Raw genomic sequence first — 15,083 nt, forward strand, 5'->3', positions numbered from 1 at the left:
TTAACGTCGGTCGCTTACTTTTTAACCATGCGGCCGCCAACTACAATGACCATAAGGATTACAGCTATGGGTTTTCTTTCCGGTAAGCGCATTCTGATTACTGGCGTTGCCAGTAAACTTTCCATCGCCTACGGTATTGCACAGGCGATGCACAAACAGGGCGCAGAACTGGCTTTCACCTACCAGAACGACAAATTAAAAGGTCGTGTGGAAGAGTTTGCCAAAGATTTGGGTTCAGACATCGTGCTGCCATGTGACGTAGCCGAAGATGAGAGCATCAAATCTCTGTTCACTGAACTGGCAAAAACCTGGCCGAAATTTGACGGTTTCGTTCACTCTATCGGTTTCGCCCCTGGCGAGCAGCTGGTTGGCGACTACGTGAACGCCGTTACCCGCGAAGGCTTTAAAATCGCGCATGACATCAGTGCTTACAGCTTCGTCGCGATGGCCAAAGAGTGCCGCGAGATGCTGAATCCACACTCTGCGCTGCTGACCCTCTCTTACCTGGGTGCTGAGCGCGCGATCCCGAACTACAACGTGATGGGTCTGGCGAAAGCGTCGCTGGAAGCCAACGTGCGCTACATGGCAAACGCCATGGGCCCGGAAGGCGTGCGTGTTAACGCCGTTTCTGCCGGTCCAATCCGCACCCTGGCAGCATCAGGCATCAAAGATTTCCGTAAGATGCTGGCACACTGCGAAGCGGTCACCCCGATTCGCCGTACCGTTACCATCGAAGATGTCGGCAACTCAGCAGCATTCCTCTGCTCTGACCTGGCTGGCGGCATCACCGGTGAAGTGGTACACGTTGATGGCGGCTTCAGCATCGCCGCAATGAACGAACTGGAACTGAAATAAGTTCTGCAAGGGCGAGCCTGGCTCGCCCTTCTCTTTGCTCCCGCCTCGCCCTTCCTGCCTGATTTCGCTGCCGTTATACCGTAACGCTATTAATTATCACCGATCAATCTTTTGCCCCGGACTGGCCATCAGCGACGATAAGCCTGCCCTTCGGTTTATGCACATTTTCAGATTCTGCCGCCTGCATACCGAACCCGAATTTGCAAAAGGATTGATCATGGAACAACGCCGCTATCCGGGCCATAACCACTGGTTTTACGAGAGCCAGACCAGTCCACGTACCTCACAGGCCGCACCGCTGGTGCCAGAGGCCGCCCATATCGATGACCGTTTTTTGCTGGGTTGTTACACCGATGACAACGTGGTGCAGTCACTGCTGCGCACTAATCAGCCCGCCCTGCTGGCGGCGCGCGATCTGGCACAGCTGCTGTTCCCCGACCGCGTCGTCACCACGCTCACGCATACCTTAACGCTTTACGATCGCCTCAGCACGGCGCTGACGGTAGCGCAGGTGGCGGGTGTACAGCGGCTGTGTAATCACTACTCTGCCCGCCTCAATCCGTTGCCCGGGCCCGACTCCTCACGTGAAAGTAATAATCGCCTCACCCAGATTACGCAGTATGCACGCCAGCTGGCGATGCAGCCTGAGCTGATCAGCGCCAGCGCAATCACTGCCCTGGATGCAGTCGGCCTGACAGAGCCCGATATTGTGACGCTGAATCAGGTGATCGGCTTTGTCAGTTATCAGGCGCGGGTGGTCGCCGGTTTACAGGCGCTGCAGGCCCAGCCGGTACGCTGGCTGCCCGGCAGCACTGCACCACCGGATGCTGAGGCCGCAGGTTTTGATCAGCCTGCCCGCTGGCAGCCCGTGCTGAAACCGCTGGAGTTGCGGTATGCCAGTGCTGAGCAGCTCGCTGCCATTACCCGCTGTCAATCGCTGCCGGGAATGCAGGACGCGGTATGGCTGCTGGCGCACGATCCCTCAGTGCTCTATGGCTGGGCGCAACTGCGTCAGCATCTCACTCAGGACAATACCCTGGCAGAAGCGACGGCCGCCCGGATTCTGGGCAGTCGCTGGGCGTTCCGGCTGCTGGCCGGACATGAGATGTTAATAGAGGGCGTGGATGATGCTGGGGCAAAAGACCAGGAGCAGCAGATTATTGCGCTGGCGGCGCAGCTGACCCGTTCGCCAGAGCGTTTCAGCGCGGCCCATCTGCAACCGCTAATGGAGGCGGGTTGGGAGGCTGATGCACTGTTCGCGCTGATGCAGAGTGTTGCCATAGGCAACTGGAACAGCCGCCTGTTTTACGCACTGGGCGAATCGCAGTAGCCGGCTAAACCGGCAGCAGACCGCGCGCTTCGTCGAAAAAGTGCTGTGCCAGCGGTGTGGCACGGCTAGGCTCAGCGATGACCAGCGCCGCCTGGCGCGCCATCGGCGGCAGCGTGATGGCGCGCTGCTGCAGCCCCTGTAATGAAGCGGCCAGCAGATGACCGACCGGCGACACCAGCAGCCCCAGGCCGACCTGCGCGCACTGCATCAGCTGCATGACAGAGGCGCTCTCCACGATCACCCGGGGCACCAGCGCCGCTTCACGAAACGCCATATCGAGATAACGCCGGAAATAACGCGTCGGCTCCGCCAGGCAGAGCGGCTGTTGTGCCACTTCATCAAGCGTCAGCGCGGTTTCCCCCACCAGCTCAGGAAAATGGTCGGGATGGAATATGGCTTCAACGCCCCGATCTGCCAGCATCTCGGTCTGAAAATGGAGTTCACGCAGGGTTGCCATCTCGAAAAAACCGATCCCGACATCCACGGTGTGGCTGTTGAGTGCTTCCAGCAACTGGTCAGCACTGAGTACCGCAATGCGATAGTCGAGCTGAGGATAACGCGCCTGCACCGCTTTCAGCAGCAGCGGCAGTGCCATACTGCACTGCGGCACCACGCCAACCCGCAGCGTACCGTTCACCCCATGCTTCAGCGATTCCACTTCCAGCTTCAGCCCCTGATAGACCGAAACAATTTCCCGCGCCCACGCCAGCACACGGTCGCCCTCTGGGGTAAATCCGGCAAAGTTATTGCTGCGGTTAATCAGCGGCAGGCCCAGCTCGCGCTCAAGATTTTTCAGGCGCATAGAGAGGGTTGGCTGCGTAACAAAACTGGCTTCCGCGGCCCGCCCGAAATGGCGTTCACGCTCCAGGTTACACAAGTAAATAAGCTGTTTAATGTCTATGTTCTTTTACCATCAATAACTTACGCATTTATATTTTAGCCTTTTTGTTTTTTATGTACTACGCAATGTACTAAATAAAATTTCACTATGACTTTCACGTCGCGCTTAACATCATATTATGCCTGATATGACTTCGGTTCAAATTGTCGGCCTCAGCGGTTCATAGACAGACACTACCTCGGCCGTCACCTTACCCAGCACGATAATCCCGTCCATGCCCTCTCCGTCGATCGTCTCACCGTCCGAAGTGATAATCCCTGTACTGAACAATCTGCCCAGTTGCGGAAACTCACCTAGCTGGAATGCGACCTTATCGCCCGACTTTGGCTTCAGCGATTTGTCGGCCAGTACGAACCCGTCCGGCGTCTCAATCAGTAGCATGTTGTTGCGGCGAGGCATCAGGATGTCGTTCAGGTCCAGGCGGCGCTCAATATAGTCGTTTGCAGGTGATGGAAATCCCATATCTACCTCACGTATCCCATGTTGCGTAACGACCAGGTCTTATTCTCACTCTCCTCGGTAACCAGCCCGAAGAAGAAGTTCTGGTAACGCCGAATCCACCGATTGCACTCTGCCAGCGTCCAGACGTGATTAACGTCATCCAGGCGCTTCTGGAATGCTGCCGTGGTGACAATCTGCCGCCCCCGACCGTCAAGCGCCAGTGCGCCTATGAACGCCGCCTGTATGTCACTCTCTCTCGCCATGTTAAATCCTCCCGCGATAATACTGTATGGATAAACAGTAATATCGATCGGTAGATTTGATCAAGTCTGGAACTGGCTTTATTCTTCCGATAGCATTTTATAGATATGAAGATAATACACACAGCACGAGCCAAGCATGAGACTTAGCCGTATGACAATTCAGGGAAAGCTGCACGTTTGCAGAACACCAATTAAATCAGGATTTTCAAATGGATAGATTCAATCCACCCACAAATGGTGAACAGCTAGATTTGAATTTAAGGGCTATTCGTGAAGTAGAAATAGATGGGATTCAGATGGGGGTTTTGTCTAACGGAACTCCCTATTTAACAATGCGCGGTCTTGCCATAATGTGCGGCGTTGCTCCCTCAGTAATCCAAGGTATAGCGGCAAATTGGCCAGCAGAAAGACTGAAGCCTAGAGGAAGAAAAATCGACGCCTCACTTACAGCTCAAGGTTACAACTCAGATCAGCTTGTCATTAAAACGAAGGGGAATGGTGGTGAGGTCCATGCTTATACCGATGCCGTTTGCATGTCGATCTTGGAATACTATGCTCTAGATGCAAGCCAGCCCAATTCTGAAGTAGCCAGAAACAATTATAGAATTCTGGCTCGTGATTCATTCCGCAGGTTCATTTATCAGCGAACTGGCTACAGCGAGGCGAGCACTCTTGCTTCCCTGCAAGTATTCCAGCAAAGATTGCAACTTAATGACCAGATCCCTGCCAATTATTTCTCAATTTTCCGAGAAATGGCTGACCTAACATTTCATTTAGCTAACAGTAACTTCAAACTGGATGCGCAATCTATACCTGACATAAGTGTTGGTATTCATTGGGGTAAATACTGGTCTAAAAATTCCTTGGCTGATCAATATGGGGAAAGAGTAAAGTTTCCACATAACTATCCTGAGAATTTTCCTCAGGCGCAGGGCAATCAAAAGGAAGCATGGATATACCCTATCCTGTCATTGGGTGTATTCCGTAGTTGGCTTCAAAGCACTTATGTGCATACCCATCTTGCTCCTTATCTAACAAAAAAGGTTGGAGAAGGCGCATTGCCAGCACCAAAGGCAGAGCAAATATTAATAGCCGTACAGCGACCTGCCTTACCAGGGCGATAGAACCGAAACCCGGCCACCGCGCCGGGTTTTTCATGCTCATCGCTTGGCTCCCGTTCAGCTGCTGATCTAAGCTTATCAGACCCATCACGTATCCGGCTCAGACAGGAGCGACTCAGCCATTGCCCGGCAGCCAAAAAAGCTGATTAAATGGTATTACTTGCTGGTTCATACTATTAGAAAAACATATCTAAGAAGACGCAGCAATCCCTTTTATCCACAAAATCTATCCCAGAAAACGTCGAAACCATTACTTTGATTTGCATCGTCATTATGAATAGGTTTCGTCACATCCATGTCGCCATCATTTTTAGTGTAAAGCAATGAATAAAATTTATGAGATGGTCCTGTTCCAATTTTGAAATCTCCACAGACCGCGCTATTCTTATCATAAAAACGGCTATTAACTACTACCTTACCGAAATTTATCATACCCTGATTCCCGACCTGCTCTCGGAGATATGACTTTGCCTTTGATATGGCTTCTGTTTTTGTCGTATCACTTGGCCCGCAGCCTGCCAAGAAAAAAACAGAGATGAGCGTCAATGCAAGTTTCATTTTTTATCCTTTTAAAAAATTCAGCAATTGAAAATTAATTTTAAACAAAAATCAATCCACATCAACTTATTTTAATTTACTGAGCATCTCACTAATTATGGCATCCTGCTTTTCAATCTTATCCATCAAGGCCAGGATAGCCTCATGGTGAAGCGCTGCGGCCACACCGGTAGTATCAGGTGCCAGAACGTCTTTAACGACAGTTCCATCTGACATTGTCATGTCGCCGTAGACAGAAACGGCTGAGGGGAAAGCGGCCTGAACATCCTGCGCAATAAAACCAATACCCGGTGCGAAACGGTCAAGCCTGTCCCATGTAACACCTTTGATAAGGCGCATCTTCACCAGAGGATCTTCTATTTTTTTAATATTGGTTTTTATCCGTTTATCGGATGACGAAACCCACTGCTGAGGTGCGTAAGCGTTTCCGTTGTTTCTGAACTCAAAAAGTATATTGTTGCCAAAACCGTTTAAAGCCACATAGCCGGAAAACTTAACACCGCTTTGCTCCTGACAAAGAAGCGCGGCGTAGGCACCACGAGAGTCACCCATGGCGCCCCGCCCACTAAGCACGGACTTAACAAATGCAGAGTTATAATAACCCCCTCCTGCATCGGTGATTTTTTTGGCAATTACCTCTCCGGAATCTACCAGAACGTCACCATTGTAAAACTTAGCCCCACCTGACTGTCCAAGCGGGCCAGAAATAGTGGTTGAGCCATTCACAGTAAGATCATTATCAACGGTCAAATCACCTGTGATTTCACCGCCAGATTTATCGAACTTTCCGGAAATCGTCTGTGCGATTCCATTCCACGCAGGACCCGTCCAAGATGTTCCATCTGGCAAATTGACTGTCACGTTACCTGAACCGGTAAATATCCCCTGCCAGTTAGCCTTGTCAAGATTGAAGCCACGCACGGCATAAGTCACTTGCGCAGCCAACTGAGCGGTGATTGCCGTCATTGTGCCAAAGGGTACTGGCGTCCACGCTAACCCGGATGCAGCAGGTCCGGTATATGACTGAGCAAGCGTTAAAGCCGTGTTGGAATCGACTGACTTAATACCCAGCGTATAAGCAACTCCACCCACGACAGCCACTACGAAATCGTTAGCTTTAAGCTCTGTTGTAAATGATGTTCCGGTGCCGGTAACCGCGGTTGAATTATTAGTTAGTGCAATAGTGCCTGCTGGCATAGCTTTCTCCGGACAATAAAAAACCCGGCGAGAGGCCGGGTGTTATTTGGAATGGTTTCCAGTTATCTCAATTAAGCAAAATAAAGCCAAGCATCTTGTTAATTCACTTAATCACAAAAACCGTGCATGATCTAAAATCAGCACATAATCAGAAAAGGATATTTAATAGAAAAAGGTAATGACTATCATTTGTGTTGCAATGTCTCTGTCAGCTTGTGTATCAAGCTCTCCACCAATTTGCTATAACGAAGCCGTTATTTATAAACAAAAGTACGACATTGCAGTGTTTAAAATTGAAGACGGTAAATACCTTGCTGGCAAGCCTTTTTATACATGGACAGACAAATCCCAGTTTACCAACACAGCAGCATGCGATCGATTAACCCCCTAGCGCCTGCCTATAGTAAGAGTCATAGGCGTTACAGAATATGAATCCGGGGGGGCCGCATGAGTAACTCGGCGGCCTTCCCTGTGGAACCTGATAGTTAGAGGATGAATACAGATCACCACCGCTAGCCTCATATTGACCAGAACTATTTATACCTCCGCTATAGCAGTTATAGAGCGTAATACCTGTGTTCGGGAATGCTGGATCAAAAGGCTGGCTGACCACCACAGAAACACCACTGGTAGATGCCACCGGCTGCCCCGCGTTAGTGATTGAACCAGTCTGCATCTGAAGCGGCAGACAATTGCTGTGCCATACCATTTGCCCATTGTTGTACATGAAGAAACCGCCAGATGGCACATTTACCATCATTTTGGCAAAGATATATATTCGGGTGGCTGTCATCTGGTAGCCAAAGTTGGGCCTGAACTGCAGCGCCCAATATCCATTCTGGTTTATCTCCGTCCACCACACATGATTGAAACCAGATGCAGCCAGGCTCCTGTGAAAGGCTATAAAGGGAATACTTACTGGAACGTTTGTTTGCACTACCTGACCAAAAGCAGGTGTAAGGTCTATAACCTGCACGAGGTTAAAGGGTGTGAATGTTGGTGCAAGTTTGAATATCGGTGGATTGACTGAATAGTCGTTATATACGAATCCTGCATAGCTTAAAGTGGTTGTAGGAGTGGCGGTCACGATTAACTTCGACACAATATCCACTCCTGCCCAAGAAACAGTCTGGCCTGAAACAGATACTGTATAGGTTATATTGCTTGCGCCTGCTGAGGTCCTTCCGCCAATTATCGCTGCGCTTATTGAAAACCCCGGCAAGCTATAGCTTTTGCTGCCAGATCCTGACACTGACGCCACGTCAGCAATAAAATTGTATGACATGGCGTTTACAGCATCAAAAGAGGTTCCGTTAATAAAAGCCTGAAATCCTGCCATTACCTCTGAATCCCCATCGAGCACACCAACTGACCGCTTGCGTTGTACCAGGCGGCCCCTCTGTTATCCAGCACAAACTTACCCTGACCTGAAACTGGCCCATTAAGCTCAAATGATCCGTCGGAGCGCATGATCGTCCCTGTCTGACCGGCGACGTAATTTGACGAATACCATGAGCCAACCTTGGCAAGCGTAATCGAGGCATAGTTGATAAACGCGTCGTTGATAAAAATCTGACCGTTTACCGCAGCAAACGCCATCTGATAATTACCCGGGTCGCTGCCGGTATAGATACCAAACTGGTCAGCATTGAATGCCAGGGTGGACTTGTATGCTCCGCCTGACGGCTCGATGCCAATAGCCATGCCAGCACCGTAATACTGACCGCCGCGATTGATGCCTACGCGCAAGGTGTACGACGCTTTAGCCACGCCGTTATCAGTAACCGTTGCTGTCAGCTTCTCATTCACCGCAGCACTTAACTCACCGTACTGAGCCTGAACCTGCGTCTCAAGTTGAGCCATCGCCTGTGAAACGTCAGCTACAGTTGTGCGAATGGTGATGATGTCCGCCCTGATCTCACCAAACTGGCGGAACTGGTGATCTACAGAAGCATCGCTGTTTAACGCGTTCTGCAGCATTCCTTCGATGTTGTTATCAATCTGACCTGACAGGTTTTCAAACGCATCTGAATTCCTTATTGCTTCATCGATATACTCAAGCATCCCGGGGATATCTGATGACGCCTGACCCGAGACCTGAACGAAAGGCGAGACGCCAAATGCGTTTTTGGTCCTGACGTACATGTAGTAAGTATGGTCAGCCTTAAGGCCGTGCAACGTCCACTGCGAAGCCCTCCCTAAAAACTGAGCTTCAGTCTCGACTGCACCTATAGAGCTTGCCGGAACCTCTCCTGTGTACCAGAACTCGAAAGAGGTGTCGGTTGTTGCTGATACACTCATTACCGGAACGATGTCTGCGGAGAAGATGCCAGGCGTCCACTGAATGAAAGAAGGTGCAGAAGGCGCGCCAATGACCAAGCTGACCTGAGTTTCAGCGCCCTTCATACCATTCTCATTGCGTCCACGAACCCCCAGCGAATAGCTCCCTGATTCCAGGCCGTAAAAGTCGTAACGGAACTGGTCAGTTTCGTGCTGCGCCACCACCTTTCCATCCATGCTGTAAACATAGAGCTCGAAGACAATCTTCTTGGTAAGCGTTGCAGTCTCCCACGTTGCCGATACCTGAATGGTCTCGCTGTTGACGTTGATGATGCGCAGGTTTTCAATGTTCGGTACACGATAACCATTGAGCGTGTCGCCGGACGTATCGAATATCGCGCCGTCATCAACTACGGCCTGCTTATTCGGGTCGTACAACGTTGCTGAGATGGAATAAACCGAGTTGTTCTCGTCTTCGGAAATGCCCATGATGCGGAACAGGCGCGGCGCGACTTCGTCAGTAGAAATAATAAAAACGGTGCCATCACGCACCCACGCCGGAGCAGTCTTGAGGCGAATAACGCGACCTGTGACGCTGGCGATTTCGTACTTGATGAATTTACCAGTTGAGCCCATGACCGACATTTTATCGCCGCTGCCGGCCAGATCCGAAACATCAGCATCCACCGTTATTGAAGTGCCGCTGTGCGAGATAATGCGCCCGCCCAGACGTGTGGCTGCATAATTGTTATCCAGCACCTCTACCACGTCGCCGGGTATGAAGCGTATTGCCTCGCGTGCCATCTTGAAGGTGGTCTTCTTGGTTTCGCGTTTGGCGGTCTCAATTAACCATTTTCCTGTGCGGAATGCCTGGCCGCGTGACGTGCAACCAAATGCCTCCATAGTGGTTTCGTTGTATCCGTAGCGGTCAATTAGCCCGTCGTCGGACACGTATTCCTTAACCTGAGACCAACCATTGTTCGGGTCGGTCCATGAGACGATAACAGCATTAAATCGCTCAGATCGCTTCATGGAGCTGTAAGTAAACAGCCCATCAACCACGTTCGCATTGGTTATTGAGGCGACCGGATCCTGCGGGTTATCCAGCATCACCGAGAAGCGCATGCCATCCCACAGAGCAATGCCACGGAACATGCTAGCAATATCATCCAACAATTCGCGTGCGCTTTTCTGCTCTGTAATGTAAGCATTGAGCGTGAATCGTGGCTCTTTTCCGCCATAGCCATCATCGACAAGCTGATCGCAAAACTGCGAAAGCACGTACAGGCTGCCGTCATCGACATCAACATAGCCGGCGCGACGAGCCAGACCGTAGCGAGCGTTCTTCACTAGTGCACGGAACAGCCAGGCAGGATTGTTCATCCATGCTGATTTGAATCCACCGGTCCAGATTCCGGTATACGTCCGGGCTATCGGATCATAGTTATCCGGAACATCTACAATCAGCCCGCGCAGATGATAGGTACGCGAAGGGGTGTCTGTGTACTGATCCCGGTCAACCACGCAGCCAGCCACGGCAGCATAAGGATATGAAAGCCGGTCGTCAGTGATTTCAGTAAAGCTGTTCCAGATGGTGCCATTAGTCATCAGGTCGCTTGAGCTGTCAGGTGTGACGCGACGCAGACGGATATCAAATGGTTTCTGAAGGGGGGCATCAATGATATGAGCCTCAAGGTACTCACCTGATATTTTGCCGCTTATTGTGACGGTCTTCTGAATATTCCATGAGCCGGACGTTCCATTGCGCGTCTCGATGACCATGGTTACCGCTGTTTCGTGCTGGTTGCCCTTGGTATCCTGCTCCACCAGGCCAGTTACGCCGATGTTCATTCGCACCCGGGTCACATCAGTGTCGGTTACCGTGCGCACAAGAGGCGTGCTCTGGGTTACGTCTGTATTGACGACCGTGGTCGCTTCAATCGCGTCAAAGCCGGTGATCGGTGACTGATTTGAAGAGCCTGGACGCCATGCCACGCTGACGCCGTTAATCGTAACGTTACCGCCTGCATCAGTGACGGGCGTTTTATTCAGCATGAATGAGGAAAGGTGGTTCTGGTCTACCGGTCCGTAAATCGGACCTTCTGAAATGAGATCGAGGACTTTGAGATACTGCTTTGATTTGAGGTTGTCATCGATAAGTTTGGGAGTGCTTCCGCCACCGCCGCCTGAGCTCATGCTTTCACCTTAACTGATGGAAATATCCCAGTCCTGATTGTTGCTGGTATCAATACCAAGAGAGATAACGTTGCTGCCAACCACCATTTCGCCAATCAGTAGCGGGACCGGCCTGCCCTGCCCGATTCGGTTCTCAGCACTGGTGAATGAGTTGTTGGTAATGGAGTTTTTGTCCTGGTCTGCTGCACTCCGCGTCTTCATGTGTGAGGACATATAGAGCGAGTAAGCAACCGAGGCAACCGTGACGGCCACCATGATCCACACTGCAGCTAGGGCGCTGATTGCCCCTTCAACAATCGGCACGAAGAGGACTGTTGCGCCGTCTTTCAGGTGCCTGTTCATGTGGAATTCGAGGTTATCCTGTGACACGTCACCGCCATCAATGCGAAGGCGCAAGCGGGTTTTATAGAAATCGCGTTTGAATTCGGGACATTGAGCAAGCAGAAGGCGCAGGCCTTGCGAGGGTGTATCGACGTTCAGAGTGATTTGGCGGAAATGTTGTCGGAGATTCCCCGCAAATCTAAAGATGAGCATTGTTCATGCCTCCATATAGAGTGCGTCAGGCTTACATAGGATTGCCGGTAGGTCTCGCGGCGGCTGAGGCGCCCGGCTAGTTCGTGATGAAGTACTGTGTTATCTCCAAGCCAGAGCATCGCGTGGCAAGGGTCTGACTCAGGGAAGGCGCGCCGGATGATCACATCACCCGGCAGGATGTCGGCCGGAGTAAGTTCGTAAAATCCGTTGGCAGCCATATTCTTCAGGTAGAGGTTTTGCCCCCTCACCCACCATCCGTTAGTGCGCTCGAAGTCAGGCAGGTCGATGCCACACAGGTGGTAGGCGTCCCGGAAAAGCGTGTAGCAATCCATCACACCATGCTCGAACCGGCGGCCCAGCAAATGCGGTACCGGTCGGAACTTTCTAAGCCTGCCAGCGCTTGCCAGCCACCACTCAATGCCGGTAGATATCTGCGCCACCCTGTCGGCAGCCGAAAGAACGAGCTTTGGCTCTGGGTGGGAATGAAAAACGGCGGTGATTTCTCCCGCCGCTTCCGCTCTCATCCAGTCAGTATCGCTTATGCGAAAGTTGCACCCCGGATTTGGGTGCTGGTTATAACAGCGCATGAACCGAGCGCCATCAATAATCAGGCCACATACTTCATCTCGGGATAAAGCCGCATATGCCAGGCATTCATCTTCAATCATCAGGACACCTTTGAAGATCCGGGATAGCCACCATAGGGAAGCGGTTCAGGTTTAGGGAATCGCATGCGGCAACCAGTGAGGTGCTTTGAGCACTTATCCCGTGACATGTCCGAAGTTGGGTTATCTTTTTCATCAGCAACCGGCCCACCTGAATAGCCACAGCCGTCACCGCGGTATACCCACTGGCAAACATCTGCCAGAATGGTACGCGCAGGTATGATTGCGTTATCGCAGTCAACCGGGGTCGCCAGGTTATAGGTCACGGTCTCGAATGTCTCTTCAACCATCTCCTCTATGACGTAACGGGATACAGCTTCCATGGTCGGGTCTGCATCTGCATTACAATTCGGGAAGTTCACCGCGTCGAGATGCTTTACCAGCACCTGTCTGCGCGTTACTACCGCGCCCAATGCATCATCGAAATCGTGGTTGATACCGGTGATAAGGCCGGTGATGTTCGCCACCTTCATCGTCGGGCGCGAATAGGTGCCTTCTGACTTTGTTTCAAACCCTTCAACCGCGATCGGATAGGCTGAGTACTGTCGGCCCTGCCAGATAACATCGCCGTAATATCCGTTCGTACCTGCATGGAAGCGGATAACATCGCCCCCGAATGACTGCAGGTCCACTTCGAACAGGTCGAGCATCGCGCCGACGCCCGAGTCAGTACTCTCGATGATCAGTTCTGCTGGTATGTTTCTCATGTATTACCTTTGCCAGCCCTATTTGATGTTCTCAAACAGAAAACCCTTATAAGCTGAAGTTTTTTACGATAGGGTACGTTTAGCTATTTAGACATCAATGCTTATTAACGGTCATCTAAACCATGAGAATAGAAAATGTTAAAATCCCACATGGATAATAAAGAAAGAATACTGGTGGCGCAGTCAACAAGTGCTTCAATAACAGGGCATCCTCTTCACAAAGGAACCCCAAGAGAATCGTTTATTCATGAATTCTTAAAAGATCATTTACCTACCACTATATCCATAGGCACAGGTGAGATAATTGATTGCAATTCATCTCCTGGTGAACCCCGAAATCAATATGATATCATTCTTTATAGAAACGATTACCCAAAGCTTAATTTTGGCGGTGGCGTAAACGCATATCTGATTGAATCCGTAGTCGCAACGATAGAAGTAAAATCAACTTTAACAAGTGATGAGCTTGAGCGCTCGATTATTGCTGCAAACAATTCAAAAAACCTAACGACTAACTTTCAACAAGTCATCTCAACAAACCTTGCTGGCTCATCTGGCATTAAAAATTATGTGGTTGCTTACACTGGACCAGCAAAAATGCAAACCATTCACAACTGGCTAAAGCCAATACATGATAAACTAGGAATATCCCTGCCCACGTTAACTTTAGACGAAACAAGATTTAAAATAAAATGCCCATCAATTGATGGTGTTTTTGTTTTAAAGAAGGGGTACTTTTACTTTGACAACATACAGTATGGGTTTGCCCTCAACGAGATAAGAAAAGCATACCCAACTTTAAGATGGGTCATGAGTGAATGTGAAGATGGAAATTTATTAATGCTATTCCATATGCTACAGGAAATTGTCAAAAGCCTAAGCGGAACATTCCTTAATGCATTTCCATATATTAATCGGCATGATTATAATATCGTTACATTAGATTGAAATGTTATTTCGATACCTGTTCAAACGTGGCAGTCAGCTCATGCTGATTGCCGGTTTTCATCAATGACCATGATCGGCACACATACAGCCCCTGAGCGCCAGTATCTGAGGGCGTCCAGTAAAATGACTCCACCGCCATTCGTGCTTTCAGGAACGCTTCGGCCTGTGTAGCTACGTTAGACCGTAGCCACTTAGCATCATTGAAGCCTATAAACGTCAGCGAATAGCTATCCATCAGCGGGTTAATGCCGCGAGTCTGGCGCTGCTCGTAGCCGTCGCCCAACTTTACGACAGCTACGTTTGGCGCCCGCGAGACCGTGAAGCCTTTTTGTGGGCTCCATGTGAAAGTTTCTGGCATTGGGTTCTCCGCTTAAAAGAAAACCCGCCGAAGCGGGTTTTTACATGGCTGTCTAGCGCAATTAAAACTTAGATGTGAGGCTTTTCAGTTGCTGCTTTGCTTCACTCAAGGCTCTGTCCTCAATTTCAGCCAACGAGGCATTTTTATCCAACGGTAGTCGCACATGTACAACAGTAGATTTATTGTGGTCGTCAGAAAGGAAACTCACTTTTGCAAGAATTCCCGACCCATTCAGGTTGTCAAACGACGTGATTTCTTCTACCTGATAATCCATCCTTTATCCCTTTTTTAATTAATCACAATGAGTATTATATCAAACCTTTACCGCCCCTTGCTCAGCATACCTCGGGGCCGCTGCTGGTCTTTGATAGTGCGAAGGGCAACGGTCTGCATCATTTGCGCCATCTGCTTCTGCGTGGCTTCGTCAACGCCGCCCGTGGTTTGAATATCGAAGTTGAAATTCATCACAAGCCCACCACCGGCACCGCCACCACCGCCAATATCTCGATTGCTGATTACAGAACCATTGTCGCCCGGGATCATGTACTGGCTGCCATTGCTGGCTTTGAAGATTTCAGGCTTTCCGCCTTCGCCTACCCGATACATGCTGCTGGCGTCGACAGGGCCGCCGTGCTCACGAGCGCCAGCTATTTGAATCGCCACGGGTTTAACAGACACCTCAGAGTCATTTAAGATGGCTTAAAGAGAGGTGTCCATGAGCGGTAAGCG

At 50.4% G+C, this 15,083-nt stretch carries 16 protein-coding genes and 1 pseudogene; 4 read left to right on the top strand and 13 right to left on the bottom strand.

Features of this window, described 5'->3' with window-relative positions; all coding sequences use genetic code 11:
• Window positions 1–66: 66 nt before the first annotated feature.
• Entirely contained in the window at window positions 67–855 is a 789-nt protein-coding gene (fabI, locus tag HFD94_RS08200; protein WP_010244547.1) for an enoyl-ACP reductase FabI, read from the top strand.
• Window positions 856–1,072: 217 nt separating this feature from the next.
• Window positions 1,073–2,185 carry an oxidoreductase gene (locus HFD94_RS08205; protein WP_167432984.1) on the top strand — a complete coding sequence of 371 codons (1,113 nt, stop codon included), beginning with the start codon at window positions 1,073–1,075 and terminating at the stop codon, window positions 2,183–2,185.
• Between the two features lie 4 nt (window positions 2,186–2,189).
• On the opposite strand, the gene HFD94_RS08210 is transcribed toward HFD94_RS08205, so the two are convergent.
• The 3 genes from HFD94_RS08210 to HFD94_RS08220 all read right to left on the bottom strand — a co-directional run bounded on the left by HFD94_RS08210 (window position 2,190) and on the right by HFD94_RS08220 (window position 3,790).
• A complete protein-coding gene (locus HFD94_RS08210; protein ID WP_167433005.1) occupies window positions 2,190–3,086 on the bottom strand; it encodes a LysR family transcriptional regulator in 897 nt (298 codons plus the stop codon).
• A gap of 138 nt (window positions 3,087–3,224) precedes the next feature.
• Window positions 3,225–3,548 carry a phage repressor protein gene (locus HFD94_RS08215; protein WP_167432985.1) on the bottom strand — a complete coding sequence of 108 codons (324 nt, stop codon included), beginning with the start codon at window positions 3,546–3,548 and terminating at the stop codon, window positions 3,225–3,227.
• Window positions 3,549–3,550: 2 nt separating this feature from the next.
• Window positions 3,551–3,790, bottom strand: a complete 240-nt coding sequence (locus tag HFD94_RS08220; RefSeq protein ID WP_167432986.1) for a hypothetical protein — start codon at window positions 3,788–3,790, stop codon at window positions 3,551–3,553.
• Window positions 3,791–3,999: 209 nt separating this feature from the next.
• Between HFD94_RS08220 and HFD94_RS08225 the strand changes: the two genes are divergently transcribed.
• A complete protein-coding gene (locus HFD94_RS08225) occupies window positions 4,000–4,914 on the top strand; it encodes a hypothetical protein (RefSeq protein ID WP_167432987.1) in 915 nt (304 codons plus the stop codon).
• A gap of 210 nt (window positions 4,915–5,124) precedes the next feature.
• On the opposite strand, the gene HFD94_RS08230 is transcribed toward HFD94_RS08225, so the two are convergent.
• From HFD94_RS08230 to HFD94_RS08260, 7 genes are all read right to left on the bottom strand, one after another.
• Window positions 5,125–5,469, bottom strand: coding sequence for a hypothetical protein (locus tag HFD94_RS08230; RefSeq protein WP_167432988.1), 345 nt, complete (start codon window positions 5,467–5,469; stop codon window positions 5,125–5,127).
• 66 nt (window positions 5,470–5,535) lie between these two features.
• Window positions 5,536–6,666 carry a tail fiber domain-containing protein gene (locus HFD94_RS08235; RefSeq protein WP_167432989.1) on the bottom strand — a complete coding sequence of 377 codons (1,131 nt, stop codon included), beginning with the start codon at window positions 6,664–6,666 and terminating at the stop codon, window positions 5,536–5,538.
• A gap of 379 nt (window positions 6,667–7,045) precedes the next feature.
• Window positions 7,046–8,005, bottom strand: a complete 960-nt coding sequence (locus HFD94_RS08240) for a hypothetical protein (RefSeq protein WP_167432990.1) — start codon at window positions 8,003–8,005, stop codon at window positions 7,046–7,048.
• Window positions 8,005–11,142 carry a host specificity protein J gene (locus tag HFD94_RS08245; protein WP_167432991.1) on the bottom strand — a complete coding sequence of 1,046 codons (3,138 nt, stop codon included), beginning with the start codon at window positions 11,140–11,142 and terminating at the stop codon, window positions 8,005–8,007. The genes HFD94_RS08240 and HFD94_RS08245 overlap by 1 nt, the downstream gene beginning before the upstream one ends.
• 9 nt (window positions 11,143–11,151) lie before the next feature.
• Entirely contained in the window at window positions 11,152–11,676 is a 525-nt protein-coding gene (locus tag HFD94_RS08250) for a tail assembly protein (protein ID WP_167432992.1), read from the bottom strand.
• Window positions 11,619–12,344, bottom strand: a complete 726-nt coding sequence (locus HFD94_RS08255) for a C40 family peptidase (protein WP_167432993.1) — start codon at window positions 12,342–12,344, stop codon at window positions 11,619–11,621. Before HFD94_RS08255 ends, HFD94_RS08250 begins: the two co-directional genes overlap by 58 nt.
• Window positions 12,344–13,048: a phage minor tail protein L gene (locus HFD94_RS08260; RefSeq protein ID WP_167432994.1), complete on the bottom strand. Its 705-nt coding sequence runs from the start codon at window positions 13,046–13,048 to the stop codon at window positions 12,344–12,346. Before HFD94_RS08260 ends, HFD94_RS08255 begins: the two co-directional genes overlap by 1 nt.
• Before the next feature lie 135 nt (window positions 13,049–13,183).
• Between HFD94_RS08260 and HFD94_RS08265 the strand changes: the two genes are divergently transcribed.
• Window positions 13,184–13,996, top strand: coding sequence for a DUF6602 domain-containing protein (locus HFD94_RS08265; RefSeq protein ID WP_181955351.1), 813 nt, complete (start codon window positions 13,184–13,186; stop codon window positions 13,994–13,996).
• 4 nt (window positions 13,997–14,000) lie between these two features.
• On the opposite strand, the gene HFD94_RS08270 is transcribed toward HFD94_RS08265, so the two are convergent.
• The 3 genes and pseudogenes from HFD94_RS08270 to HFD94_RS08280 form a co-directional block, all read right to left on the bottom strand.
• Window positions 14,001–14,354: a phage tail protein gene (locus HFD94_RS08270; protein ID WP_167432995.1), complete on the bottom strand. Its 354-nt coding sequence runs from the start codon at window positions 14,352–14,354 to the stop codon at window positions 14,001–14,003.
• A gap of 61 nt (window positions 14,355–14,415) precedes the next feature.
• A complete protein-coding gene (locus HFD94_RS08275; RefSeq protein WP_167432996.1) occupies window positions 14,416–14,628 on the bottom strand; it encodes a hypothetical protein in 213 nt (70 codons plus the stop codon).
• Window positions 14,629–14,675: 47 nt separating this feature from the next.
• Window positions 14,676–15,014, bottom strand: a pseudogene (locus HFD94_RS08280) (phage tail protein); the annotation flags it as partial.
• Window positions 15,015–15,083: the final 69 nt, after the last annotated feature.

This window comes from Pantoea sp. EKM20T (genome assembly GCF_011800485.1).
Taxonomy (GTDB): Bacteria; Pseudomonadota; Gammaproteobacteria; order Enterobacterales; family Enterobacteriaceae; genus Pantoea; species Pantoea agglomerans.

Bases quoted from the DNA above. Each gene is read 5' to 3' on its own strand.
- fabI (WP_010244547.1), top strand. From the start codon at position 67: ATGGGTTTTCTTTCCGGTAAGCGCATTCTGATTACTGGCGTTGCCAGT.
- HFD94_RS08205 (WP_167432984.1), top strand. From the start codon at position 1,073: ATGGAACAACGCCGCTATCCGGGCCATAACCACTGGTTTTACGAGAGC.
- HFD94_RS08215 (WP_167432985.1), bottom strand. From the start codon at position 3,548: ATGGGATTTCCATCACCTGCAAACGACTATATTGAGCGCCGCCTGGAC.
- HFD94_RS08220 (WP_167432986.1), bottom strand. From the start codon at position 3,790: ATGGCGAGAGAGAGTGACATACAGGCGGCGTTCATAGGCGCACTGGCG.
- HFD94_RS08225 (WP_167432987.1), top strand. From the start codon at position 4,000: ATGGATAGATTCAATCCACCCACAAATGGTGAACAGCTAGATTTGAAT.
- HFD94_RS08230 (WP_167432988.1), bottom strand. From the start codon at position 5,469: ATGAAACTTGCATTGACGCTCATCTCTGTTTTTTTCTTGGCAGGCTGC.
- HFD94_RS08235 (WP_167432989.1), bottom strand. From the start codon at position 6,666: ATGCCAGCAGGCACTATTGCACTAACTAATAATTCAACCGCGGTTACC.
- HFD94_RS08240 (WP_167432990.1), bottom strand. From the start codon at position 8,005: ATGGCAGGATTTCAGGCTTTTATTAACGGAACCTCTTTTGATGCTGTA.
- HFD94_RS08245 (WP_167432991.1), bottom strand. From the start codon at position 11,142: ATGAGCTCAGGCGGCGGTGGCGGAAGCACTCCCAAACTTATCGATGAC.
- HFD94_RS08250 (WP_167432992.1), bottom strand. From the start codon at position 11,676: ATGCTCATCTTTAGATTTGCGGGGAATCTCCGACAACATTTCCGCCAA.
- HFD94_RS08255 (WP_167432993.1), bottom strand. From the start codon at position 12,344: ATGATTGAAGATGAATGCCTGGCATATGCGGCTTTATCCCGAGATGAA.
- HFD94_RS08260 (WP_167432994.1), bottom strand. From the start codon at position 13,048: ATGAGAAACATACCAGCAGAACTGATCATCGAGAGTACTGACTCGGGC.
- HFD94_RS08265 (WP_181955351.1), top strand. From the start codon at position 13,184: ATGTTAAAATCCCACATGGATAATAAAGAAAGAATACTGGTGGCGCAG.
- HFD94_RS08270 (WP_167432995.1), bottom strand. From the start codon at position 14,354: ATGCCAGAAACTTTCACATGGAGCCCACAAAAAGGCTTCACGGTCTCG.
- HFD94_RS08275 (WP_167432996.1), bottom strand. From the start codon at position 14,628: ATGGATTATCAGGTAGAAGAAATCACGTCGTTTGACAACCTGAATGGG.